The organism is Actinacidiphila sp. bgisy145 (assembly GCF_057708125.1).
Genome location: NZ_JBYIRL010000018.1, coordinates 107842 through 131768, shown reverse-complemented (window position 1 = coordinate 131768; position 23927 = coordinate 107842). Strand labels below are relative to the sequence as shown.

Annotated in this window: 19 protein-coding genes and 1 tRNA gene; 14 read left to right on the top strand and 6 right to left on the bottom strand. The window is 75.0% G+C overall.

The annotated features are described in order from the left end of the window. The first annotated feature begins 48 nt into the window (after positions 1 to 48). A complete protein-coding gene (locus AC3ERT_RS18385; RefSeq protein WP_103888102.1) occupies positions 49 to 330 on the top strand; it encodes an HU family DNA-binding protein in 282 nt (93 codons plus the stop codon). Between the two features lie 170 nt (positions 331 to 500). On the opposite strand, the gene murA is transcribed toward AC3ERT_RS18385, so the two are convergent. Then, positions 501 to 1853, bottom strand: a complete 1353-nt coding sequence (gene murA, locus AC3ERT_RS18380; RefSeq protein ID WP_335977701.1) for a UDP-N-acetylglucosamine 1-carboxyvinyltransferase — start codon at positions 1851 to 1853, stop codon at positions 501 to 503. Between the two features lie 165 nt (positions 1854 to 2018). On the opposite strand from murA, the gene AC3ERT_RS18375 reads away from it, so the two are divergent. From AC3ERT_RS18375 to AC3ERT_RS18345, 7 genes are all read left to right on the top strand, one after another. Further along, positions 2019 to 2597, top strand: coding sequence for a YqgE/AlgH family protein (locus AC3ERT_RS18375; protein WP_335977704.1), 579 nt, complete (start codon positions 2019 to 2021; stop codon positions 2595 to 2597). A gap of 11 nt (positions 2598 to 2608) precedes the next feature. Continuing rightward, positions 2609 to 2917 carry a DUF3039 domain-containing protein gene (locus tag AC3ERT_RS18370; RefSeq protein ID WP_329369059.1) on the top strand — a complete coding sequence of 103 codons (309 nt, stop codon included), beginning with the start codon at positions 2609 to 2611 and terminating at the stop codon, positions 2915 to 2917. A gap of 22 nt (positions 2918 to 2939) precedes the next feature. Beyond that, positions 2940 to 4160 (top strand): tetratricopeptide repeat protein, encoded by a 1221-nt coding sequence (locus tag AC3ERT_RS18365; RefSeq protein WP_335977709.1) that lies wholly within the window; start codon positions 2940 to 2942, stop codon positions 4158 to 4160. A gap of 73 nt (positions 4161 to 4233) precedes the next feature. After that, positions 4234 to 5865, top strand: coding sequence for a beta-N-acetylhexosaminidase (locus AC3ERT_RS18360; protein ID WP_435131809.1), 1632 nt, complete (start codon positions 4234 to 4236; stop codon positions 5863 to 5865). Positions 5866 to 6125: 260 nt separating this feature from the next. Next, complete coding sequence (locus tag AC3ERT_RS18355; protein WP_335977715.1) at positions 6126 to 6998, top strand: FAD binding domain-containing protein; 873 nt, start codon at positions 6126 to 6128, stop codon at positions 6996 to 6998. After that, the gene (locus AC3ERT_RS18350) at positions 6995 to 9106 is read left to right on the top strand and encodes a (2Fe-2S)-binding protein (protein ID WP_435175392.1); all 2112 of its coding nucleotides are present in this window, start codon (positions 6995 to 6997) and stop codon (positions 9104 to 9106) included. The genes AC3ERT_RS18355 and AC3ERT_RS18350 overlap by 4 nt, the downstream gene beginning before the upstream one ends. Positions 9107 to 9111: 5 nt before the next feature. Beyond that, the gene (locus AC3ERT_RS18345) at positions 9112 to 11418 is read left to right on the top strand and encodes a xanthine dehydrogenase family protein molybdopterin-binding subunit (protein ID WP_435175417.1); all 2307 of its coding nucleotides are present in this window, start codon (positions 9112 to 9114) and stop codon (positions 11416 to 11418) included. A gap of 69 nt (positions 11419 to 11487) precedes the next feature. Here the strand turns inward: AC3ERT_RS18345 and AC3ERT_RS18340 are convergent, their stop codons facing one another. The 3 genes from AC3ERT_RS18340 to AC3ERT_RS18330 form a co-directional block, all read right to left on the bottom strand. Beyond that, positions 11488 to 12219, bottom strand: coding sequence for an isocitrate lyase/PEP mutase family protein (locus tag AC3ERT_RS18340; RefSeq protein ID WP_335977720.1), 732 nt, complete (start codon positions 12217 to 12219; stop codon positions 11488 to 11490). Further along, complete coding sequence (locus AC3ERT_RS18335) at positions 12216 to 12662, bottom strand: carboxymuconolactone decarboxylase family protein (RefSeq protein ID WP_335977723.1); 447 nt, start codon at positions 12660 to 12662, stop codon at positions 12216 to 12218. Before AC3ERT_RS18335 ends, AC3ERT_RS18340 begins: the two co-directional genes overlap by 4 nt. Positions 12663 to 12741: 79 nt before the next feature. Next, a complete protein-coding gene (locus AC3ERT_RS18330; protein ID WP_435175390.1) occupies positions 12742 to 13842 on the bottom strand; it encodes a hypothetical protein in 1101 nt (366 codons plus the stop codon). A 242-nt stretch (positions 13843 to 14084) separates the two neighbouring features. Between AC3ERT_RS18330 and AC3ERT_RS18325 the strand changes: the two genes are divergently transcribed. Next, entirely contained in the window at positions 14085 to 15245 is a 1161-nt protein-coding gene (locus AC3ERT_RS18325; RefSeq protein ID WP_435131817.1) for an SPFH domain-containing protein, read from the top strand. A gap of 157 nt (positions 15246 to 15402) precedes the next feature. Next, on the top strand, positions 15403 to 16563 hold the full coding sequence (locus AC3ERT_RS18320) for a TFIIB-type zinc ribbon-containing protein (RefSeq protein ID WP_435175388.1): 1161 nt from the start codon (positions 15403 to 15405) through the stop codon (positions 16561 to 16563). Between the two features lie 58 nt (positions 16564 to 16621). Here the strand turns inward: AC3ERT_RS18320 and AC3ERT_RS18315 are convergent. Further along, positions 16622 to 16695 (bottom strand) — tRNA-Cys (locus AC3ERT_RS18315). 172 nt (positions 16696 to 16867) lie between these two features. Here AC3ERT_RS18315 and AC3ERT_RS18310 point away from each other — a divergent pair. Continuing rightward, on the top strand, positions 16868 to 18466 hold the full coding sequence (locus tag AC3ERT_RS18310) for an MFS transporter (protein WP_435175386.1): 1599 nt from the start codon (positions 16868 to 16870) through the stop codon (positions 18464 to 18466). Here AC3ERT_RS18310 and AC3ERT_RS18305 read toward each other — a convergent pair. Beyond that, a complete protein-coding gene (locus AC3ERT_RS18305; protein WP_435175384.1) occupies positions 18439 to 19647 on the bottom strand; it encodes a hypothetical protein in 1209 nt (402 codons plus the stop codon). The genes AC3ERT_RS18310 and AC3ERT_RS18305 overlap by 28 nt on opposite strands. 375 nt (positions 19648 to 20022) lie before the next feature. On the opposite strand from AC3ERT_RS18305, the gene AC3ERT_RS18300 reads away from it, so the two are divergent. The 3 genes from AC3ERT_RS18300 to AC3ERT_RS18290 all read left to right on the top strand — a co-directional run bounded on the left by AC3ERT_RS18300 (position 20023) and on the right by AC3ERT_RS18290 (position 23925). After that, on the top strand, positions 20023 to 21816 hold the full coding sequence (locus AC3ERT_RS18300) for a DEAD/DEAH box helicase (protein WP_335977736.1): 1794 nt from the start codon (positions 20023 to 20025) through the stop codon (positions 21814 to 21816). A 267-nt stretch (positions 21817 to 22083) separates the two neighbouring features. After that, positions 22084 to 22854 (top strand): IclR family transcriptional regulator, encoded by a 771-nt coding sequence (locus AC3ERT_RS18295; RefSeq protein WP_435175382.1) that lies wholly within the window; start codon positions 22084 to 22086, stop codon positions 22852 to 22854. A 282-nt stretch (positions 22855 to 23136) separates the two neighbouring features. Next, the gene (locus AC3ERT_RS18290; protein ID WP_435131825.1) at positions 23137 to 23925 is read left to right on the top strand and encodes a hypothetical protein; all 789 of its coding nucleotides are present in this window, start codon (positions 23137 to 23139) and stop codon (positions 23923 to 23925) included. Positions 23926 to 23927 lie beyond the last annotated feature (2 nt).

The window sequence follows — 23927 nt, the reverse complement described above, 5'->3', positions numbered from 1 at the left end:
CAGCTTCGGCTCGCGCCCCCATGGCAGCAAGAACACGGGAGTACAGATATGAACCGCAGTGAGCTGGTGGCCGCGCTGGCCGACCGCGCCGAGGTGACCCGCAAGGACGCCGACGCCGTGCTGGCCGCGTTCGCCGAGACCGTCGGTGAGATCGTGGCCAAGGGTGACGAGAAGGTCACCATCCCCGGCTTCCTGACCTTCGAGCGCACCCACCGCAGCGCCCGCACCGCCCGCAACCCGCAGACCGGTGAGCCGATCGAGATCCCGGCCGGCTACAGCGTGAAGGTCTCCGCGGGTTCCAAGCTGAAGGAAGCCGCCAAGGGCAAGTGAGCCCTTCGGTGCGGCGGTAGCGCCGCAGACGAGACGCCAAGGGCGGCCGCCTCCGTGAGGAGGACGGCCGCCCTTGGCGTTGCCGGGGGCCGCGCACGGCTGCGTGCGGCTGCGTACGGACAGCACGGCCCGTACGGCCCGCACGCGCCCCCGTACGGCCCCGTACGCCCTTATCCGGCCGCGGCGGGGGAGTCCCGGCCCGGCACCTCGATGTCGGCGCCGAGCCCTTCGAGCTTCGCCAGGAAGTTCTCGTAGCCGCGGTTGATCAGGCTGATCCCGTGCACCCGCGAGGTGCCCTGCGCGGCCAGTGCCGCGATCAGGTACGAGAAGCCGCCGCGCAGGTCCGGGATGACCAGGTCGGCGCCCTGGAGCTTGGTCGGCCCCGACACCACCGCCGAGTGCAGGAAGTTGCGCTGCCCGAACCGGCAGGCGCTGCCGCCCAGGCACTCGCGGTAGAGCTGGATGTGGCCGCCCATCTGGTTGAGCGCCTCGGTGAAGCCGAGCCGGGACTCGTAGACCGTCTCGTGCACGATCGACAGGCCCGCGGCCTGGGTGAGCGCCACCACCAGCGGCTGCTGCCAGTCGGTCTGGAAGCCCGGGTGCACGTCGGTCTCCAGCGCGATGGCCTTCAGCGGGCCGCCCGGGTGCCAGAAGCGGATGCCCTCGTCGTCGATCTCGAAGGCGCCGCCGACCCGGCGGTAGGTGTTCAGGAAGGTCATCATCGAGCGCTGCTGCGCGCCGCGCACGTAGATGTCTCCCTCGGTGGCCAGCGCCGCGCTCGCCCAGGAGGCGGCCTCCAGCCGGTCCGGGATGGCCCGGTGGACGTAGCCGCCCAGGCGGTCCACGCCGGTGATCCGGATGGTGCGGTCGGTGTCGAGCGAGATGATCGCGCCCATCTTCTGGAGCACGCAGATCAGGTCCTCGATCTCCGGCTCCACCGCGGCGTTGGTGAGTTCGGTCACGCCCTCGGCGAGCACCGCGGTCAGCAGCACCTGCTCGGTGGAGCCGACCGACGGGTACGGCAGCCTGATCCGGCAGCCGCGCAGCCGGTGCGGCGCCTCCAGGTACTGGCCGTCGGCGCGCTTCTCGATGGTCGCGCCGAACTTCCGCAGCACGTCGAAGTGGAAGTCGATCGGGCGGCCGCCGATGTCGCAGCCGCCCAGGCCCGGGATGAACGCGTGCCCGAGCCGGTGCAGCAGCGGCCCGCAGAACAGGATCGGGATGCGGGAGGAGCCGGCGTGGGCGTCGATGTCCGCGACGTTGGCGCTCTCCACCCGCCGCGGGTCCAGCACCAGTTCACCCGGCGCCTCGCCGCTCTCCACGGTCACGCCGTGCAGCTGGAGCAGGCCGCGCACCACCCGCACGTCGCGGATCTCGGGCACCCCCAGCAGCCGGCTCGGCTCGCTGCCCAGCAGCGCGGCCACCATGGCCTTCGGCACGAGGTTCTTCGCACCTCTGACCCGGATCTCGCCTTCCAGGGGAGTTCCACCGTGGACAACCAGCACATCGGCGACGTCGGTCATGGATCTCGCGATCTTCTTCAGAAGCCGTCCCCGGCTTCGGTGAGCGCGGCCGCGGGTCTTTCGCCGGCGCGCAGGAACCAAGAAGAGATGGTAGTGCGCTCGGCGCCGCCTCCTACCCCGCCGTTGCCCCTCCCAACGGGCGCCGGTTGGGGGATCATGTGGACCATGACCGAGGTGTCCTCGCTCACCGGACGACTCCTGGTGGCCACGCCGAAGCTCGCGGACCCCAACTTCGACCGGGCGGTGGTGCTCCTCCTCGACCACGACGCGGAGGGGTCGCTCGGCGTCGTCCTGAACCGGCCCACCCCGGTCGGCGTGAGCGATGTGCTGCGGCCCTGGGCGCCGCTGGCGGTCGAACCGCCGGTGGTCTTCCAGGGCGGCCCGGTCTCGCTGGACTCCGCGCTCGGTCTGGCCGTCGTCCCCGGCGAGCCGGGCGAGCAGGGCGACGCGGCGATCCTGGGCTGGCGGCGGGTGCACGGCGCGATCGGCCTGATCGACCTGGAGGCGCCGCCCGAACTGCTCGCCGCCGAGCTGGGCTCGCTGCGGATCTTCGCCGGGTACGCGGGCTGGGGTGCCGGGCAGCTGGAGCGGGAGCTGTCCGAGGGCGCCTGGTACGTCGTGGAGTCCGAACCGGGTGACGTGTCCGCGCCCGACCCGGAGAAGATGTGGCGCGCGGTGCTGCGCCGCCAGCGCGGCAGGCTCGCGATGGTGGCCACGTATCCCGACGATCCCTCTCTCAATTAGGCTTGACGGTCATGAGCACTCTTGAGCCCGAGCGCGGGGCGGGCACCGGCACACTGGTCGAGCCGACTCCGCAGCTCTCCCACGGTGACGGCGACCACGAGCGCTACGCGCACTACGTCCAGAAGGACAAGATCATGGCGAGCGCGCTGGAAGGCACGCCCGTCGTCGCGCTGTGCGGCAAGGTCTGGGTCCCCGGCCGCGACCCGAAGAAGTACCCGGTCTGCCCGATGTGCAAGGAGATCTACGAGGGCATGCCGGCCGGTGGCGGCGGCAACGACAAGTCCGGCTCCGGGAAGTCCGGAAGGGGCGGCAACGGCTGAGTCCGGCGCGTTCGGCGCGGAGGTGCCGGACGACGACGCGGACAGCGGTGAGCGCGTGCACTCCCTGGTCGGCCAGGGCCGGTTCGCCGAGGCGCACGCGCTGGTCAGCGATGCCTTCGTGGAGCGCAACGGCAGCGCGGGGTACCTGCTGCGCGCCTGGGTGCTCGCGCAGGAGCAGCGGCCCGCTCAGGCGCGCGAGGCCGTCGACTGGGCGCTGGCGATCGCCTCGCCCGCCGAGGCCGGCGACGTGTTCGTGCTCGCCGGGGTGGTGCTGCTGTCGCTGGACGAGGCGCACGCGGCGCTCACCGTGGCGCTGCGGGCGACCGGCGCGGACCCCGACGGCTGGGAGCCGGCGGTGCTGCTGTCCGACGTCTACCGGCGGCTGGGGCGGGTGCCCGACGCGATCGCGGCCGCGCGGCGGGCGGTGCTGGCCGCGCCGCGCGAGGCGGAGGCGCAGATCGCGCTGGCCAGGTCCCTGTCGGCCGGCCGCGGGGTGCTCGGGCGGATACCGCGCCGGAACCGGGCGGAGCACCGGGCGGCCGCGGAGCGGGCGCTCGCCCTCGGCGCGGCCCCCGGGCAGCTGGTGGTGCCGCGCGGCGGCGCGGTGTTCGGCGGGGTGGGGCTCGCGGTGTTCCTCGGCGTGCAGCTCTACCGGATCGAGACCGGCGGGACCTGGGAGCTGGTCGCCGCCGGCATCGTCTTCGGGGCCACCTTCGGCCTGATCGGGGTGCTGGCCGCGATGGGCACGCGCCGCTCCGGGGTGAGCGCCCGCAGCCGCCTGCGCTCGGTGCGGGCCACCACGCGGACGGAGCTGGTCGGCGACTCCTGGCTGTGGCGGATCGCCGCGGTGCACGTCGCCACGCTCCTGCCGCTGCCGGCGCTGCTCACCAGCGGTCTGGTGGCCGACCGCGCCTGGCACGGCTCCCCGTGGCCGCTGTGGTCCGCGGCCCTGCTGTGCGCGGTCGGGCTCGCCGCGGTCTGCGGGCTGCTGCTCGCGGTGCCCTGGTGGTACGGCGAGATGTTCGCGGGCCGCATCCTGCGCTACGGCGGGCTGGTACGGCTGCAACTGACCGCCACCGGGCTGCTGATCGGCGGAACCCTGGCGATGTCCCTGCGGGGGCGGGGCACCAGCGACACCTGGGCGCCCATCGCCCTCGCGCACCTGTTCTGGACCGTCGGCGGCTGGCTCGTCGCGGCCGTGCGGACCACCCGCCTGCACGCCCTGCGCAGGCGGGCCCTGTAACGGCGGCACCCCCGCCCGCACCCGGACCCGTATTGGTCTATGCCAATCGTCGGGGGTGTTGCAGGATGAGGGAATGGACCTCATTCCGAAGCCGCGGCAGGCCACGACGGGAAGCGGGGACGGCCCGGCCGTCTTCACGGTGCGGGCGGGCACGGTGCTCGCGGCCGGACCGGGCACGCAGGCCGCCGAGACGTGGCTGCGCGGCACCCTGGGCGCGGCGACCGGCCTGCCGTGGGCCGCGGGGGAGCCGGCCGGGCAGGGCGCCGTACGGCTGGCCGTGGACGAGCGGCTGCCGGGCGGGCCCGAGGCGTACCGCCTGACCGTCGACGCGGACACCGGCGTGGAGATCCTCGGCGGCGGCCCCGCCGGCGTGTTCTGGGGCGCCCAGACGCTGCGCCAGCTGCTCGGCCCGGAGGCGTTCCGCCGCGGCCCCGTGACCGGCCGGGCCTGGACCGTACCGGTGTGCCGGATCACCGACGCGCCCCGCTTCGGCTGGCGCGGCTTCATGCTGGACGTGGCCCGCCACTTCATGCCCAAGGACGTGGTCCTGCGCTACCTGGACCTGATGGCCGCGCACAAGCTCAACGTCCTGCACCTGCACCTCACCGACGACCAGGGCTGGCGGGTGGAGATCCACCGCCACCCGCGCCTGACCGAGGTCGGCGCCTGGCGCGAGCGCACCAAGGTCGGCCTGCGCGAGTCCCCGCTGTGGGAGGAGCGCCCGCACGGCGGCTACTACACCCAGGACGACATCCGCGAGATCGTCGCGTACGCCGCCGCCCGCCACATCACCGTCGTCCCCGAGGTGGACATCCCCGGCCACTCCCAGGCCGCCATCGCCGCCTACCCCGAACTGGGCAACACCGACGTCATCGACACCGCCGCCCTTCCGGTGCTGCCCAGTTGGGGCGTCAACCCCAATGTGCTCGCCCCGACCGAGGCCGTCCTGCGCTTCTACGAGGAGGTGTTCACCGAACTGCTGGAGCTGTTCCCCGGCACCTTCTTCCACATCGGCGGCGACGAGTGCCCCAAGGAGCAGTGGACGAACTCCGTCACCGCCAAGGACCGCATGGCGGACCTCGGCCTGCACGACGCCGACGCGATGCAGAGCGCCCTGATCAGCCACTTCGACCGCTGGCTCACCGAACGCGGCCGCCGGCTGATCGGCTGGGACGAGATCCTGGAGGGCGGCCTCGCCGAGGGCGCCGCGGTCTCCTCCTGGCGCGGCTACCGGGGCGGCATCACCGCCGCCCGGGCCGGACACGACGTCGTGATGTGCCCCGAGGGCCACGTCTACCTCAACTGGCGCCAGTCCGACGCGCCCGAGGAACCGGTGCCCATCGCGCACGTGCGCACCCTGGAGGACGTCTACCGCTTCGAGCCGGTCCCGCCGGAGCTGACCGCGCAGGAGGCCGCGCACATCATCGGCACCCAGGCCAACGTCTGGACCGAGGTCATCGACTCGGTGCGGGTGCTGGACTACATGGTCTTCCCCCGGCTCGCCGCCTTCGCCGAGGTCGCCTGGTCCGAACTCGGCGCGCCCGCCGACCGGGACTGGCCCGGCTTCACACAGCGGATGAGCGCCCACTACGCGCGACTTGACGCCCTCGGCGTCGAGTACCGGCCGCCCGGCGGCCCGCGGCCCTGGCAGCGCCGCCCCGGCGTCCTGGGCCGCCCGAAGCCCGGACCGCCCCCGATCGTGTGACCGGCCCGGGGCGCCGCCGCGCCGCCCGCCGCCCCGCGGCCCGGGCGCCGTACCGTCCCAACAGCCCTGAACACCGCCAATTCCGACACAGCGCCCGATCGGGATCTAGCCGTACGATCACCCTGTGAGGGGCGGATCGGTACTTCGCGGACCCTCGCGTCGGGCGCCCCGGAACATGTGCCAGAGTTGCCACGTCCGGGCTGTCAGCACGTACGGTACGGCTACCGCGTGACGGAGGTAGGCCGGGAAGGGGCAGCGGCGTGAGCACGTATGCACGGCAGGAGGCGGCGAACGTCACGCTGCCTTCCTCGCTCGACGAGGCGGTGGCGGCACTGGCCGACATGCCCAGTGCCGTGCCGGTCGCCGGGGGCACCGACCTGATGGCGGCGGTCAACTCCGGGCTGCTGCGCCCGGCCGCGCTCGTCGGCCTCGGCCGGATCAGCGAGATCCGCGGCTGGCAGTACGCCGACGGCGCCGCCCTCCTCGGCGCGGGCCTGACCCACGCCCGCATGGGCCGCCCCGACTTCGCCGCGCTGATCCCCGCGCTCGCCGCCGCCGCCCGCGCCGCGGGCCCCCCGCAGATCCGCAACGCCGGCACCCTCGGCGGCAACATCGCCACCGCCGCGCCCACCGGCGACGCCCTGCCGGTGCTGGCCGCGCTGGAGGCCAGCGTCATCCTCGCCGGGCCGGACGGCGACCGCGAACTGCCCGTCAGCCACCTGCTCACCGGCATGGACCCGCTGCGCCCCGGCGAACTCCTCGCCTTCGTGCGCATCCCGCTGCTGCACGCCCCGCAGACCTTCCTCAAGGCCACCGGCCGCACCGGCCCCGGCCGGGCCGTCGCCTCCGTGGCGCTCGTCGTCGACCCCGCCCGGCGCCAGGTGCGCTGCTCGGTCGGCGCCGTCGCGCCGGTGCCGCTGCGGCCGCTGGAGGCCGAGCAGTGGGTGGCCGGGCTGATCGACTGGGACGGCGAGCGCAGCCTCGCCCCGGAGGCGTGCACGGCCTTCGGCGAGTACGTCGCCGCCGCCTGCATTCCCGACCAGCCGGGCGTCGAACTGCCGCCCGCCGCCGTCCAGTTGCGCCGTACCGTGGCCGCACTGTCCCGCCGAGCGCTCGGGAGGGCCCTGGCATGACCGACCAGCAGCCGAACGAGCTCGACCAGCGGGAGCAGCAGGAGGTGTACGGCCCGGGCAACGCCGGTGCCTGGCAACCGGTGCCCGGCGGCGGGGACTACGACCCCGACCAGACGATGCACGTGTCGTTCGCCGCCCAACTCCCGCCCGAGCCGCGCCCCGGCGAGGACCCGCTCGGCGCCCACGGCCCGGCCGGCCCCGGCTGGAGCGGCCAGGGCGGCTACCAGGAGGACGGCGGCTACCGGGTCAGCGGGCCGCTGTTCGCACCCGGCCCCGACGACGGCTACGGCTACCCGCCGCAGGAGCACACCGGCCCGCACACCGGCCAGTTCGACCAGCCGCACAGCGTCCCCGAGCAGCCGTACGAGCACCAGGGCGGCGCGGGCTACCCGGACCACACGGCCGACGGCACGGGCGGCACAGCCGGCACTGCCGGCACCGGTGGCTACGGCGGCTTCGGCGGCGGCCAGGGCACCGGCGACGGCGCCCTCGCCGGGGACTCCGGCGCTGCCTCCGCTCCGTCCGGCGGCGCGCCCGACCCGGCCACCACCTGGTCGATCCCGGTCATAAGGGAGGACGCCGAGGCCGAGTCCGGCGAGTACTCCCTCGGCGCCTTCTCACCCGCCTGGGACCAGACGCCCTCGCCCGCGCCCACCCACTCTTTCCCCGCCGGGATGTTCGGCCAGGGCGCGGCCGCGGCCGCGCAGGCCGCCCAGGAGCGGGCCGCGGCCGAACGGGTGCGCGGCGGCGCCGAACACGCGCCGTCCGACGGCGGCAGCGGCCACTGGGACCTGCCCTACACCGTCCCCGAGGGCGGCGACGCGGTGCCGTGGCTGCCCGCGCACGCCCCGGCCTCGGACGCCGCCTGGTCGGGCATCGTGGACGACCCCGAGGCCCCGCCCGCGGCGCCCCCGGCCGCCGCCGACCCCGAGCGGCCCGCGGGCCACGACACCGCCGCCGGCAGCCAACAGCCTTACGTCGTACCGCAGTTCGGTGGGCCCGCCGCCGCGGAACCTCCCGTGGCGCAGGTTCCCGGGCCGGAAGGCTACGGGGAGGTGCCCGCGGGGCCGGAAGGCGCGAGCGGCCCGGACGGCGCCGAGCAGGAGCCCGGGCGGGGCGAGGGCCCGGACCCTGCTGCCGAGCCCGCAGCGGGCGCCCTGGAGGGCGGCACGCCCGCATCTGAGCCCGCGCCCACTCTCCCGTCCCCGGACGATGCCGAACCGGCCCCCGCGCCCGGAAGCGGCGACGCCGCCCAGGAGTTCGGGGCCGACAGCGCCGAGCCCGCGGCCGAACCCGCAACCGACGCCGAGCCCGTCCCCGACGCCGAACCCGTTGCGGACCCCGTACCCGGGCCGGACGTCACATCCGGCGCCGATCTCGTAGCGGACCCCGATCTCGTAGCGGACCTGGACCAGAGGCAGGACCTCGACCCTGCGGCCGAAGCCGCTGCCGGGCCCGACCCCGTATCCGAACCCGACTCCGCGGCCGAGGCCGAGGCCGCGGCGGCCGAACCCGTCGCCGAGACCCGCAGCGAGCACCCGCTCGCCTCGTACATGCTGCGCGTCAACGGCACCGACCGGCCCGTCACCGACGCCTGGCTCGGCGAGTCGCTGCTGTACGTGCTGCGCGAGCGGCTCGGGCTGGCCGGCGCCAAGGACGGCTGCGAGCAGGGGGAGTGCGGCGCCTGCTCCGTCCAGGTCGACGGGCGGCTGGTGGCGTCCTGCCTGGTGCCCGCGGCGACCGCGGCCGGCAGCGAGGTGCGCACCGTCGAGGGCCTGACCGTCGACGGCCGCCCCTCCGACGTCCAGTGCGCGCTGGCCGACAGCGGCGCCGTGCAGTGCGGCTTCTGCATCCCGGGCATGGCGATGACCGTCCACGACCTGCTCGAGGGCAACCACCACCCGACCGACCTCGACATCCGCCAGGCGCTCAGCGGCAACCTCTGCCGCTGCTCGGGCTACCGCGGGGTCATCGACGCGGTCCGCTCGGTCGTCGCCGAGCGCGACACCGGCCGCGACGGCGACGACGGCGCGGCGCCCCCCGGCCCTGACGAAAGCGCCCGCATCCCGCACCAGAGCGGCCCCGCGACCTCGGGAGGCGACCGGTGAGCAGCATCGTCGAGGGCCCCTCAGCGGTGGCCGAGACCCCGGCCGGGCCGAGCGGCGAGCCGCACGGCATCGGCGCGCCGGTGCCCTCCGCCGACGCGCTGCCGAAGACCCAGGGCACCTACCCCTACGCCGCCGACCTGTGGGCCGAGGGCCTGCTGTGGGCGGCCGTGCTGCGCTCGCCCTACCCGCACGCGCGGATCACCCGCATCGACACCTCCGAAGCGGTCGCCATGCCCGGCGTGCGCGCCGTGGTCACCCACGAGGACGTGCCCGGCGACGCCATGCACGGCCGCAAGGTCGCCGACCGGCCGGTCTTCGCCCACGACGTGGTCCGCCACCACGGCGAGCCCATCGCCGCGGTCGCCGCCGACCACCCCGACACCGCCCGGCTGGCCGCGGCCGCGATCCTCGTCGAGTACGAGGTGCTGGAGCCGGTCACTGACCCGGAGAAGGCGTTCGCGGCCCCGCCGCTGCACCCCGACGGCAACCTGATCCGGCACATCCCGCTGCGCTTCGGCGACGCGGACGCGGTCGGCGAGATCGTGGTGGAGGGCCTGTACCGGGTCGGCCGCCAGGACCCCGCGCCGATCGGCGCCGAGGCGGGCCTGGCCGTGCCGCGCCCGGACGGCGGCGTGGAGCTGTACGTCGCCTCCACCGACCCGCACGCCGACCGGGACATCGCCGCCGCCTGCTTCGGCCTGGAGGCCGACCGGGTCAAGGTCGTCGTCACCGGCGTGCCCGGCGCGATGGGCGACCGCGAGGACTCCGGCATCCAACTGCCGCTGGGCCTGCTGGCGTTGCGCACCGGCTGCCCGGTGAAGTTCGTGGCCACCCGGGAGGAGTCCTTCCTCGGCCACGCCCACCGCCACCCCACCCTGCTGCGCTACCGCCACCACGCCGACGCCGAGGGCCGCCTGGTCAAGGTCGAGGCGCAGATCCTGCTCGACGCGGGCGCCTACGCCGACGCCTCCTCCGACGCGCTCGCCGCCGCGGTCTCCTTCGCCGCCGGCCCGTACGTGGTCCCGCACGTCTTCGTCGAGGGCTGGGTGGTGCGCACCAACAACCCGCCCTCCGGCCACGTCCGCGGCGAGGGCGCCCTCCAGGTCTGCGCCGCGTACGAGGGCCAGATGGACAAGCTCGCCGCCAAACTCGGCCTCGACCCGGCCGAGATCCGGATGCGCAACGTGCTCGCCACCGGCGACCTGCTGCCCACCGGGCAGACCGTCACCTGCCCGGCGCCGGTCGGCGAACTGCTGAAGTCGGTCCGCGACGCCGACCTGCCGCCGCTGCCCGACGGCGACGACGAGTCGCAGTGGCTGCTGCCCGGCGGGGTCTGCGGCGCCGGCGAGCCCGGGGCGGTGCGCCGCGGCGTCGGCTACGCGCTCGGCATGGTGCACGTCCTGGGCGCCGAGGGCGCCGACGAGGTGTCCACCGCGACCGTCCGCATCCACGACGGCCGCGCCACCGTCATCTGCGCGGCTGTCGAGACCGGGCAGGGGTTCACCACGCTGGCCCGGCAGATCGTGCAGGAGGTGCTCGGCGTCGACGACGTGCGGGTGCTGCCCTCCGACACCGACCAGCCCCCCGCCGGGCCCGCCGCCCGCGGCCGCCACACCTGGGTGTCGGGCGGGGCGGTGGAGCGCGCCGCGAAGATGGTCCGCACCCAGCTGCTCCAGCCGCTCGCGGCGAAGTTCGGCATGTCCGTGGAGCTGCTGTCCATCGCCGACGGCAAGATCACCTCCTACGACGGGGTGCTCTCCACGACCGTCGCCGAGACGCTCGACGGCAAGGAGCTGTGGGCCACCGCCCAGTGCCGGCCGCACCCCACCGACCGGCTCGACGACAACGGCCAGGGCGACGCGTTCGTCGGGTTGACCTTCTGCGCGATCCGCGCCGTGGTCGACGTCGACATCGAGCTGGGCGCGGTCCGCGTGGTCGAGCTGGCCGTCGCGCAGGATGTCGGGCGCGTGCTCAACCCGCGGCAGCTCGCCGCCCGGATCGAGGCCGGGGTCACCCAGGGGGTCGGGCTCGCCCTCATGGAGGACCTGCGGGCGCCGCGCGGCGTCATCAAGCGGCCCAACCTCACCGGGTACTGTCTGCCGACCGCCCTCGACGCCCCCGACGTGCGGGTCGTCAAACTCGTCGAGGAGCGCGACGTCGTCGCCCCCTTCGGGGCCAAGGCGGTCTCCGCGGTGCCGGTCGTGACCTCCCCGGCGGCCGTCGCCGCCGCCGTCCGTGCCGCCACCGGCCGCCCCGTCAACCGCCTCCCCATCCGCCCCCAGGCGGCCGTCGTCAAACCCCCCACCGCATAACGCCTGTTCCCCGCACTCCCCGCACCTCCGAGGGGGCGCGGGGAACCCGGGCGGTCCGGCGACGGCGGGTCAGGAGGCCAGGCCCGCCGCGACCTCGCGCAACGCGTCCAGCGCCTGGTGGTGGAGCCCTCCGCCGAACGTCACCCGGGCGGCACCGAACACCCCGAGTTCACGCGGCGCCGGCCCACCCGCCCGGCACAGCGCGTTCACCGGCAGGCCGACCCCCGCCGCGATCGCGGCGAGCTGCGCCGGCGGCGCGAGGATCGGGTAGAGCACGTCCGCACCCGCCGCCGCGTACCGCACCCCGCGGGCGATCGCGGCCGCGGGCGTACGGTCCGACCCCCGCAGATACGTGTCCACCCGCGCGTTGACCACGAGCGCGTCGCCCGCCGCGGCCCGCACCTCCGCCAGGAACTCCGCCTGCTCGCCCGGGTCCCGCAGGGTCCCCGTCGCCGGGTCGGAGTCCTCCAGGTTGCAGCCGGCCGCACCGGCCGCCAGCAGCCGTTCCACCAACTCCGCGGCGGGCAGCCCGTATCCGGCCTCGACGTCCGCGGTCACGGGGACGTCCACGGCCCGGGTGATCCGGCCGATCGCGGCGAACATCTCGTCCGGGGGCGTGCCCTGGCCGTCGGCGTACCCGAGCGCCGCGGACACCCCCTCGCTGGGCGTCGCGAGCGCCGGGAACCCCGCGTCCGCGAAGACCTTCGCGCTCGCCGCGTCCCACGGCCCGGGCAGCACCAGCGGATCGCCGGGGGCGCGGCCGTGGTGCAGCGCCCGCAGCGCCTGCGCGCCGCCGCTCACACCAGGTTCCCGGGAGCCGTCCGGTACGCCACGTTGAAGCGGTTCCACGCGTTGATCGCCACGATCGCGCTGACCAGCCGGGCGAGTTCCGCCTCGCCGAAGTGCGCGGCGGCCCGCGCGTACACCTCGTCCGGCACGAACCCCTCGGTGAGCAGCGTGACCGCCTCGGTCAGCGCCAGCGCCGCCCGCTCCCGCTCCGTGTACAGCCCGTCGACCTCCTCCCACGCGGCCAGCAGGTCGAGCCGCTCCTCGCTCTCGCCCGCCTTGCGCGCCTCCTTCAGGTGCATGTCCAGGCAGAACGCGCACCGGTTGATCTGCGAGGCCCTGATCTTCACCAGCTCCCCGACCACCGGGTCCAGCCCTTCCACCGCGGCCTGGCCGAACGCCCGCATCGCCTTGAACACGTCCGGCGCCAGCCGTGCGTAACTTCCTCGTTGCGTCATACCCCCGACGCTACGACCCCCCACCCCGCCCCCCTTGGTCCACTCCACCCCCCGTTCCCCGGGCCAATCCCCGCGGGCGTCAGGGCAGGGCGACGCGCAGGACGTAGCCGGCGTGGCCGGCGAGGGTGAGGCCGGACGGCGAGGCGGCCATGGTGGTGGGCAGGGCGCAGGGGAGGGCGGTGGCGCGGACGGGGTGGGGGAGGTGGCAGGTGCCGGAGGTCGCGTCCGTGGCGGCGCGGGCGACGAGTTGGGCGGTGCCGTCGTGCAGGTGGAGGACGTAGTCGTGGTGCTGGTCCTCGGCTCGTACGTAGACGCCGTCGGAGGCGTCGCCGGTGAGCCAGAGCACGTTCAGGTCGCCCGGGTCGCCGGTCACGGACGGGATGCTCGCCGGGAGCGGCAGGGTGCGGGTGCGGCCGTCGGTACCGATCGCGGTGATGGCGCCGGCGCGTTTGAGGTAGGTGCTGCCCGCCGCCACGTACGTGGTGCCCGCGTGGTCCACGGCGCCGTAGGACAGCAAGTCCTGCCCGGACTTTGCCTTGCCGGTGGGGAGTTGGTAGAGGCGGGTGAGGCGGCTGTCGTTGAGCGACCAGACGACGTCGGTGTCGGCGATCAGCACGGAGCCGTCCGGACGGGTGGCGAAGGGGACGGGGCCGGCTGCGGCGAAGTGGAAGCCGACGGCCGGGGCCGAGCGCGGTGCGGGCTGTCCGACCGCGCGGTGCGGGCCCGATGCGGAGGACGTGCCCGCCACACCGGCGAGCAGGGTGGCCGCTCCGCCGAGGACCCGCTCGACCGCGCCGCCCATCCCCGTGGCGAACGCGCCGTGCGGCAGCGGGGCCAGCCCGTTCGCCGTGGCCACGTCGTGGGAGAGTACGACCGCCGCCTTCCGGTCCGCGCCCACGCGCACCAGCTCGGACCCCAGCACGTACAGGTCCTCGTCGGAGCCGGCGGCGAAGCCCTGCACGGGGCCGTCGAAACCCGCCGCTGCCGCCTGCTCGGCGCTGTTCCCACCGCCACCCCTGCTCGCGTCCACCCACACCGCGGCCTGGCCCTTCCCGGGCGCCCGCCATCCGTGGGCGCCGCCCCCGCAGGCGGCGACGGTGGCCAGGACGCACGCGGTGGCGGCGAGCGCGCGGAGCCGCCCGGGGCGTGCGGGGCCGGTCGGTGCGGCGGTAACGGACATGTCGGTGTATCCCCCCTGCGGACGGTGGCCGGGTGAGCGGCCCCGTGGTCCTGGACGTTCCACCGTAGGTGCCGGGCCGCGGGCCCGGCGCGGATTCGGCGGGAACCGGGGGGAAGGGGCGGGCGTCATGGGGGTGGCGGGGGTGGGCGGTTGCTAGAGTGCCGGGGTTCGGGCGTGCCCGGGCTTTTGGGCGGTAACAGACGGCAATTGGGGCAAGTCGCGCGTGCAGCGCGGAATGGGGGATGGGCGTGGGACTGTTCGACGCGATCCGCGGCGAGTTCATCGACATCGTGGAGTGGACCGACGACAGCCGGGACACCATCGTGTGGCGCTTTCCGCGGCACGACAACGAGATCAAGATGGGCGCGAAGCTCATCGTGCGCGAGTCCCAGACGGCCGTGTTCGTCAACGAGGGCCAGATCGCCGACGTCTTCACGCCGGGCACCTACACCCTCCACACCCAGAACATGCCGATCCTGTCCACGCTCAAGGGCTGGAAGTACGGCTTCGACTCGCCGTTCAAGGCCGAGGTCTACTTCGTCACGACCCGCCAGTTCACCGACATGAAGTGGGGCACGGCGAACCCGGTGATCGTGCGGGACGCCGAGTTCGGGATGGTACGGCTGCGGGCCTTCGGCTCGTTCGCCGCGAAGGTGGTGGACGCGGCCGCGCTGCTGCGCGAACTGGCCGGCACCGACCCGCAGTTCCGCACCGAGGAGGTGCAGGAGTACCTGCGCCAGCTCATCGTCGGCCGGCTGTCCACCGCACTGGCCACCTCGGGCGTGCCGATGCTGGACCTGGCCACGCAGCAGGACGCGATCGGCACCCGGCTGGCCGGTGTGCTCACGCAGGAGCTGGCGCCGGTCGGCATCTCGGTGCCGAAGTTCGTGATCGAGAACATCTCGCTGCCGCCGGAGGTCGAGGAGGCCATCGACACCCGGTCGCGGATGGGCATCGCGGGCAACCTCGACCAGTACACGCAGTTCCAGGCGGCGAACGCGATCGGGGACGCGGCCCGCAACCCGGGCGGCGGAGGCGAGGGCGTCGGCCTGGGCGTCGGCCTGGCGATGGGCCAGCGGATCGCGGCAGGGCTCGCGCCGCAGGGCCAGCCGGTCCCGCAGGCCCCCGCGGCCGCCGCACCGGCACCCGCCCCGGCCCCCGCGTCCGCCGCGGCCACCCCGCCGCCGCTGCCCCAGCCGGCCCAGTGGTTCGTCGGCGTCGGCGGCACCCAGCAGGGCCCCTACGACGCGGCCGCGCTCTCCGGGCTGGTCGGCGCGGGCACCCTCACCCGCGAGACGCTGGTCTGGAAGGACGGTATGGCCGGGTGGCTGCCGGCCGCTCAGGTCCCGGAGGTCGGCGGGCTGTTCGGCGCGGTGCCGCCGCCGCTGCCGCCGCAGGGGTGACCTGAGGCGGTACGGGCGGTGCGGGCGCTGCGCACTCCGCTTCCGCACCGCCCGCGCCGCCCGTACCGCGCGCAGCGCACACTCCGCACGCACGCACACCGGCGCCGGGCCGGCGTCCCGCACGGACAAGCACACCAACGGTGGGGAGAGCACAGCCATGACCACGCAGGAGCGGGGCCCGGAGGGCTACGGGCCCGCCGCCGGTTCCACGGAAGCCCAGGCACAAACCCAGCCGGCCGTCGGCGTGCAGTCGTACCCCTGCGACGCCTGCGGCGCGACCGTCGAGTTCTCACCGGGCGCGGGCACCCTCAAGTGCCCGTACTGCGGCCACGAGCGCGCCCTCGCCGAGGTGCCCCGCCAGGTCCGCGAGCACCCCATCGAGGAACTCGCGACCCTGCGCGACAAGCCGCGCGCCCTCGTCCTGGGCGAGGCCCGCGCGTTCCTCTGCCCGGGCTGCGGCGCCCGTACCGAGACCGACGACCTGTCGGCGCGCTGCCAGTTCTGCGCCACCCCGCTGGTCGCCGACGCCGAGCAGACCGAGCGGGTGGTGCCGGAGGCGGTCGTCCCGTTCGGCCTGGACCGCGGCGCCGCCCGGGACCGGCTCAACTCCTGGACGTCCTCCCGCTGGTTCGCGCCGAGCAGCCTGAAGAAGGTCACCGAGGCGGAGACGTTCAAGGGCAGCTACCTGCCGCACTGGACCTACGACGCCGCGACCACCTCGCACTACCAGGGCCAGCGCGGCGAGCACTACTACACCACCGAGACCTACACGGCCACGGAGAACGGACAGCAGGTCACCCGCACCCGCCAGGTCCGGCACACCCGCTGGCACCACGCCTCCGGCACCGTCGCCCGCGCCTTCGACGACATCCTGGTGGCCGGCACCACCCACGTGAAGACCGCGCAGCTCGACAAGCTGACCCCGTGGCCGCTTCAGGAGGCGCGCCCCTTCCAGCCGGAGTACCTGGCTGGCTTCCAGACCGTCCGCTACGACGTCGAGCCCGAACAGGGCCTGGAGACGGCCAAGCAGCGGATGGCCACCACGATCGAGGCGGACTGCCGCGCCGACATCGGCGGCGACGAGCAGCGCGTCACCTCCGTCGACACGCGCTACGACGACGTGACGTACAAGCTGATGCTGCTGCCGGTGTGGTTCCTGACCTACCTGCACGCCGGCAGGAGCTGGCAGGTCATGGTGAACGCCCGCACCGGCGAGGTGATCGGCGACCGCCCGTACAGCGCCGCGAAGATCACGGCGGCGATCGCGGCCCTGGTCGTGCTGGTCGCGGTGATCGTGGCGGTGGTCAAGCTCAGGTGACCGAACGGCCGCCGGCCCGGCCCCCTGAAAAAGGGTGCCGGGCCGGCGGCCGTTCCGCTGGAGGCCGCGACCGGATTCGAACCGGTGTAGCTCGCTTTGCAGACGAGTCCCTAACCACTCGGGCACGCGGCCGCGTGTCCTTGCACGTACGACGATCCCGCCCCGCCCCGCCCCGGTCAACGCCCCGCCCCGCCCCGCAACACGACTGCCATACGCCGTTCACGCCGCCCCGCGCCCGCCGGGCGAGGGGATCGGCCGGTACCGGTAGGGGAGCAGGGGCCGCGGCGGCCCTTACCCTGGCCGGATGGCACCGACGAGACCGAACCCGGGTACCCGCCGCGGATGGCGGGCTGCCGGCCCGGCGGTACCGCGGCCGGCGAGGTGGCAGGAGCAGGCGGAAAAGGAGGCACCGCGGGGCGGCGGTGACATCGGCGGGCACGTCGGCGCGGACGTCGGCAGTGACCTCGGTGAGGACCTCGGCGGGGTGCTGTCGAGGCAGTACCGGGCGCTGACCTTCGGCATCGTCTCCGTGGTGCTGATGATCGCCTTCGAGGCGACCGCCGTGAGCACCGCGATGCCGGTCGCCGCCCGGGACCTGCACGGCGTCGGGCTGTACGCCTTCGCGTTCTCCGGCTACTTCACCACCTCGCTGCTCGCCATGGTCGTCAGCGGGCAGTGGTGCGACCGCAGCGGGCCGCTGGCGCCGCTGAGCTGCGGCATCGCCGGTTTCGGCGCGGGCCTGGTGGTCAGCGGCACCGCCCGCGCGATGGACGTGTTCGTGCTGGGCCGCGCGGTGCAGGGGCTCGGCGGCGGCCTGGTGATCGTGGCGCTGTACGTGGTGGTGGGCCGCGCCTACCCCGAGCGGCTGCGGCCCGCGGTGATGGCCGCGTTCTCCGCGTCCTGGGTGGTGCCCTCGATCGTGGGGCCGCTGGTGTCCGGCACGGTCACCCAGCACCTCGGCTGGCGCTGGGTCTTCCTGGCGATCCCGGTGCTGGTGGTGCTGCCGCTGGCGGTGATGCTGCCGGCGCTGCGCCGGGCCGCCCGGCGCGACCCGCACCAGCGGCCCGCCACCCGGCCGGACGCCCGCCGGATCGGGTGGGCGGGGGCGCTCGCGGCCGGTGCCGCGCTGCTCCAGTACGCCGGGCAGGACCTGCGGCCGCTGTCCGCGCTCCCGGCCGCGGCCGGTCTCGCCCTGCTGGTGCCGGCCGCGCTGCGGCTGCTGCCGCGCGGCACGTTCCGGGCGGTCCGCGGCCTGCCGACGGTGGTGCTGATGCGCGGCATCGCGGCGGGCTCCTTCTTCGCGGCGGAGAGCTTCGTCCCGCTGATGCTCGTCACCCAGCGCGCGCTGTCGCCGACCCTGGCCGGGCTGTCGCTCGCCGGGGGCGGCCTGACCTGGGCGCTGGGCTCCTTCCTCCAGTCCCGGCCGCGGCTCGAACCGCACCGGGAGCGGCTGGCGCAGGCCGGGATGGCGCTCACCGCGGCCGCGATCGGCACGGCGTCGTGCGCGCTGCTGCACGCGGTGCCGCCGTGGATCGTGGCCGTGGCGTGGTGCTGGGGCGGTCTCGGCATGGGGCTGACCATCTCGGTCCTGAGCGTGCTGCTGCTGCGGCTGTCCCCGCCCGCGGAGGCCGGCGCCAACTCCGCGGCCCTCCAGGTCGCCGACGCCCTGGCGAACGTCCTGATGGTCGGCGCCGCCGGCACCGTCTTCACCGCGCTGGGCGGCGGCTCGGTCGGCGCGGCCACCGGCGCCGTGGCGGCGGGCGCGGCCACCGGCCACCCGGCCGCGTTCGCCGCGGTGTTCGTGCCGGCCGCGGGCGTGGCGCTGGTGGGCATGCTGGTCGCGGCGCGGCTGCGTACGGCTCGGGCGGACGCGCGTCAGGTGACGGTGACTTCGAGGGTGTAGTGCACCATGCCGTCCAGGGCGAGCCGGCCGTCGCGGTAGGCCATGCCGGCGGGCAGTGCGCAGGGCAGTTGGAGGGCGCTCACCGCGTGCTGGAGGGTGCAGTCGAGGACGTGCGCGGCGGTGCGGCTGTGGGCGACGACGCTGGCCTTGCCGCCGTGCAGGTGCAGGACGTAGTCGTCCAGGCCGGCGGTGGCGGTGGCGGCGCCGGTGGGGGTGGGGGCGCCGGTGGAGGCGGAGGAGGTGCTCGTGCCGGCGGCGTCCGCGACCGCGTCGACGTAGACCCCGTCGGCGCCGTCGCCCGCCAGCGACCGCACGGTGAGCCGGTCCGGGCCGCCGGGCAGGCCCGGGATCGTGGCCGGGACGGCGACCTGCGTCTGCCTGCCCGCCGGGGTGACCCGGGTGATGCGGTGGGCCAGGCCGGGAGCGGGGTCGGCGCCCGGCACGAAGTACGCGTCGCCGTCGGCGTCGGCGGTGGGGCGTACGGCCCTGGTGTCGGTGCCGTCGTCGAGGGAGGACGCGCCCCCCGGGGTGTCCCGCACCTTGGCGGCCGCGCCGTTCGCGACGGTCCAGACCGCGCTGTCGTCCTGGACGACGAGGGCGCCGTCGGAGCGGGTGCCCAGCGGCCGGGCCACGCCCGTGAAGCCGGTGGTGGCGCCGGTGGCGGTCGAGCCGCCCGCCGAGCCGTCTCCTGAGCCGCTGCCCGAGCTGCTGCCCGATCCGCTGCCCGAACTGCCGTTCCCCGAGCTGTCCCCCGAGCCGTCGCCCGCGGCCGTACCGCTGCCCGGTGCCGGGGCCGGGCTGCCCGCCAGCACGGACGCCTTGCCGTGGGCGTCGATCCGCAGCAGGCCGCCGCGGACGCCGACCGCCACGGCGCCGTCGGCCAGCACCGTCAGACCGCCGGTGGTGTAGCCGCCGGCCCGCCAGACCCGGGTGACGACGCGGTCGGGCGAGACCTTGAACAGGTCGGTGCGCAGCAGGTACAGCGAGCCGTCGGGCGCGAAGGCCATGCCGTCGTCGGCGCGGATCGTGTTGAGGTCGAGCCCGGAGCCGGCCTGGTCCGGGGTGAGCAGGATCGACGCCTGCCCGGTGCGCGGCGGCACGTACGGGCTGCCCTTGTCCCGCTCCCGGTACTTCACCACGGCCACCACCGCGACCAGCACGAGCAGCAGCACCGCCGCCACCGCGACGTTCCGCCGCCGCCCCCCGCGCCACACCCGGCGCCCGGACCACCGCCCGGCCCACCCCCGCGCCCCGCGTCCACCGCGTCCGGCCCGGGGCCCTTCCCCGCCGTCCGTCCCGCCCCCACCGGTTCCCATCCCGCCCCCCGCTCCCATCCCGCCCCCTTCTCGGCCACCGCCCCTCGTCGGCTACGCAGTCTGCCGCACCGGGTACGCCCCGCGCGCGACCCCGGCGCCTCATTGTGAGGTGGGTCGCACCGCCGCGGCACACCCGCGCCGCCGCCCGGCACCCGCCGCACCGCCCGGTAGGCTGAGGCGGTTTTCGTACCGAACCGCACCGCGCGCGCCCGCCGCGCCGACAACCCCCTTACGGAGACCGTGACTACCGCCGCCTCGCACCCCCACTCCCACCACCTGTCGCCCGCCTTCCCCGGGAGGGCCCCCTGGGGCACGGCGAACAAGCTGCGGGCCTGGCAGCAGGGCGCCATCGACGCCTACGTGGCCGCGCAGCCGCGGGACTTCCTCGCGGTGGCGACGCCGGGCGCCGGCAAGACCACGTTCGCGCTCAGCCTGGCGTCCTACCTGCTGCACAACCACATGGTGCAGCAGATCACCGTGGTCGCCCCGACCGAGCACCTCAAGACGCAGTGGGCGGACGCCGCGGCGCGGATAGGGATCAAGCTCGACCCGGACTACAGCGCGGGCCCGGTCGGCCGCGAGTTCCACGGCGTCGCGGTGACGTACGCGGGTGTCGGGGTGCGGCCGATGCTGCACCGCAACCGCTGCGAGCAGCGCAAGACCCTGGTGATCCTCGACGAGATCCACCACGCCGGCGACAGCAAGTCCTGGGGCGAGGCGTGCCTGGAGGCGTTCGAGCCGGCCACCCGCCGGCTCGCGCTGACCGGCACCCCGTTCCGCTCCGACACCAACCCGATCCCGTTCGTGGTCTACGAGGAGGGCAACGACGGCATCCGCCGCTCCGCCGCCGACTACACGTACGGATACGGCAGCGCGCTCGCCGACGGCGTGGTCCGCCCGGTGATCTTCCTCAGCTACTCCGGCACCATGCGCTGGCGCACCCGGGCCGGCGACGAGCTGTCCGCGCGGCTGGGCGAGCCGATGACCAAGGACGCCACCGCCCAGGCGTGGCGCACCGCGCTCGCGCCCACCGGCGAGTGGATTCCCAACGTGCTCAAGAGCGCCGACCAGCGGCTGACCGAGGTCCGCAAGGGCATCCCGGACGCGGGCGGCCTGGTGATCGCCACCGACCAGGACTCCGCCCGCGCCTACGCCAAGCTCCTCAAGGAGCTGACCGGACACAAGCCGACGCTGGTGCTCTCCGACGACACCGGCGCCTCCAAGCGGATCGAGGAGTTCTCCGCGTCCGACGACCGCTGGATGGTCGCGGTCCGGATGGTCTCCGAGGGCGTCGACGTGCCGCGCTTGGCGGTCGGCGTCTACGCCACCACCATCTCCACCCCGCTGTTCTTCGCGCAGGCGGTGGGGCGCTTCGTGCGGTCCCGGCGGCGCGGCGAGACCGCGTCGGTGTTCGTGCCGACCATCCCGATGCTGCTGGAGTTCGCGAACGAGATGGAGGTCGAGCGCGACCACGTGCTCGACAAGCCGAAGAAGGCGGGCGAGGAGGACCCGTTCGCCGAGGAGGACAAGCTGCTCGCCGAGGCCGAGCGGGCCGAGGACGAGGCCACCGACGACGACATGCTGCCGTTCGAGGCGCTGGAGTCCGACGCGGTCTTCGACCGGGTGCTCTACGACGGCGCCGAGTTCGGCATGCAGGCCCACCCGGGCAGCGAGGAGGAGCAGGACTACCTCGGCATCCCCGGGCTGCTGGAGCCGGACCAGGTGCAGATACTGCTCCAGCGGCGGCAGGCCCGGCAGATCTCGCACAGCAGGAAGAAACCGGACGAAGAGGCCGACCTGCTCGAACTGCCCGCCGAGCGGCGGCCGATCGTCACCCACCGCCAGCTGCTCGAACTGCGCAAGCAGCTCAACACGCTGGTCGCCGCATACCACCACCAGAGCGGCAAACCGCACGGCGTCGTCCACAACGAGCTGCGCCGGGTCTGCGGCGGTCCGCCCAGCGCGGAGGCGAGCGCCGGGCAGCTGGCCGAGCGCATCAAGAAGGTCCAGGAGTGGGCGACCCGAATGCGGTGATCTCCGCCGGATTGTAGGTGATCGGCCCCGCGTCGAACCTCAAAGTCCGGTCAAGGGAACGCCCGGATTGTGGACGACCCCTTCCGCTGAGCGGTACTCCCTCGCTACGGTGCCGGTCACGCACGCGCCGTGGCAGTGCAGCCGCGGAGCGCAGCCGGGTAACGAAACCGACCGGCGGCCTCTCCGCGCACTGCCCCGGGACCGGCAGTGCGCACCCCGCAGCTGGGGCAGTGGGATGCGCCGCCGATTTCACGAGGAGGGGGCGTCGTGACCGCGGAGACGTCTCAAACGCTCGACCGGGGCCTACGGGTCCTCAAGCTGCTCGCCGACACCGACCACGGGCTGACCGTGACGGAGCTGGCGGCCAAGCTCGGGGTGAACCGCACGGTGGTCTACCGTCTGCTGGCCACGCTGGAGCAGCACTCGCTGGTCCGCCGGGACCTCGGGGGACGGGCCAGGGTGGGGCTCGGCGTGCTGGGCCTGGCGCACCAGGTGCACCCGCTGCTGCGGGAGGCGGCGCTGCCCGCGCTGCGGGCCCTGGCCGAGGACATCGGCGCGACGGCCCACCTGACCCTCGTCGACGGCACCGAGGCGCTGGCCGTCGCCGTGGTCGAGCCGACCTGGACCGACTACCACGTCGCCTACCGCACCGGCTTCCGGCACCCCCTCGACCGCGGCGCCGCCGGGCGCGCGATCCTCGCCGGGCGCGGCATGCAGCCGACCGCCGACGGCGTGGGCTGGGAGCGGGTCGAGAGCGAGGAGCTCGCCGGGTTCGCCGCGCGTTCCGCCGGGCTCGCCGAGCACGGCTTCGACGGCACCGACCGCGTCATCGGCGCCGGCGGCGCCGTCGGCCAGGCCCGCTGCGTCATCACCTCCGGTGAACTCGAGGCCGGCGCCGCCGGCGCCGCCGCGCCCCTCCTCGGCGTCCCCGGCATCGAAGGCAGCGTCGGCGTCGTCATGCTCGCGGAGTCCGTCCCGGAGCGCGTCGGCCACCGCGTGGTCGAGGCCGCCATCGAGGTCTCCGAGGCCCTGCGCTGACCCTCCGGGGTGGTGCGTTCCGCCGGCTCCGGGACCACCCGCCGGTGGTGGGCTTGTCGCGCAGTTCCCCGCGCCCCTGGATTGCGCTCGGCTCTTCCCACGAAAAGAAGCTCGCGCCCGAAGGGGCGCGGGGAACTGCGCGACAAGCCACCGCGGACCGCAAGGTCCCGTGGCTGACAGGACGGGGCAGGGCCGGGGGTGCCCACCCACCGGCAGGTGGTCCCGGAACGGGCAGGACGGGGGCACCCGGGAGGGTCCCGCCCACCCGATAAGCTTCGCCGCATGCCTGCCGTTTCCCGCCGCACCCTGATCCTCGGCCTGTGCGGCGCGTTCGTGGTCGCCCTGCTGGCCGTCGCCGCGTTCGCGCCGCTGCCGATGTCGATCGTGGTGCCCGGGCTGACCGCGAACGTCCTGGGCGCGGACAAGGGCACCCCGGTGATCACGGTGACCGGCGCGCAGACCCGCACCACCAGCGGCCAGCTCCGCCTGGTGACCGTCGCGGCGACGGCCCCGAACGCGTCGGTGCACTTCTCGGACGTCGCGAAGGCGTGGTTCAGCTCCGGCAAGGCGGTGATGCCCCGCGACTCGGTCTACCCGACCGGCGGCTCCGTCGAGGAGATCCAGAAGGCGAACCAGAAGGAGATGACCGACTCGCAGCAGGACGCCACCACCGCGGCCCTGAAGCACCTGGGCCTGTCGCCGTCGAAGGTGAAGGTCACCCTGCGGCTGGCGGACGTCGGCGGCCCGAGCGCGGGCCTGCTCTTCACCCTGGGCATCATCGACAAGGTCGAGGGCGACGGCCACGGCGGCGACCTGACCGGCGGCAAGGTGATCGCGGGCACCGGCACCATCGACGGCTCCGGCAAGGTCGGCGCGGTCGGCGGGGTCCCGCTGAAGGAGAAGGCCGCGGTCCGCGACGGCGCCACCGTCTTCATCGTGCCGCGCGGCGAGTGCAGCGACGCCAAGGCCGCGCTGCCCGGCGGGCTGAAGCTGGTCCCCGTCACCACACTGGACGGCGCCCTGTCCGCGCTGGCCGACCTGCGCGCGGGCCGTCAGACCCCCACCTGCTGAGC

Coding starts and splice junctions, on each gene's coding strand:
- AC3ERT_RS18290 (WP_435131825.1), top strand. CDS start 23,137: ATGCCTGCCGTTTCCCGCCGCACCCTGATCCTCGGCCTGTGCGGCGCG.
- murA (WP_335977701.1), bottom strand. CDS start 1,853: ATGACCGACGTCGCCGATGTGCTGGTTGTCCACGGTGGAACTCCCCTG.
- AC3ERT_RS18310 (WP_435175386.1), top strand. CDS start 16,868: ATGGCACCGACGAGACCGAACCCGGGTACCCGCCGCGGATGGCGGGCT.
- AC3ERT_RS18350 (WP_435175392.1), top strand. CDS start 6,995: ATGACCGACCAGCAGCCGAACGAGCTCGACCAGCGGGAGCAGCAGGAG.
- AC3ERT_RS18335 (WP_335977723.1), bottom strand. CDS start 12,662: ATGACGCAACGAGGAAGTTACGCACGGCTGGCGCCGGACGTGTTCAAG.
- AC3ERT_RS18330 (WP_435175390.1), bottom strand. CDS start 13,842: ATGTCCGTTACCGCCGCACCGACCGGCCCCGCACGCCCCGGGCGGCTC.
- AC3ERT_RS18385 (WP_103888102.1), top strand. CDS start 49: ATGAACCGCAGTGAGCTGGTGGCCGCGCTGGCCGACCGCGCCGAGGTG.
- AC3ERT_RS18325 (WP_435131817.1), top strand. CDS start 14,085: ATGGGCGTGGGACTGTTCGACGCGATCCGCGGCGAGTTCATCGACATC.
- AC3ERT_RS18320 (WP_435175388.1), top strand. CDS start 15,403: ATGACCACGCAGGAGCGGGGCCCGGAGGGCTACGGGCCCGCCGCCGGT.
- AC3ERT_RS18370 (WP_329369059.1), top strand. CDS start 2,609: ATGAGCACTCTTGAGCCCGAGCGCGGGGCGGGCACCGGCACACTGGTC.
- AC3ERT_RS18375 (WP_335977704.1), top strand. CDS start 2,019: ATGACCGAGGTGTCCTCGCTCACCGGACGACTCCTGGTGGCCACGCCG.
- AC3ERT_RS18360 (WP_435131809.1), top strand. CDS start 4,234: ATGGACCTCATTCCGAAGCCGCGGCAGGCCACGACGGGAAGCGGGGAC.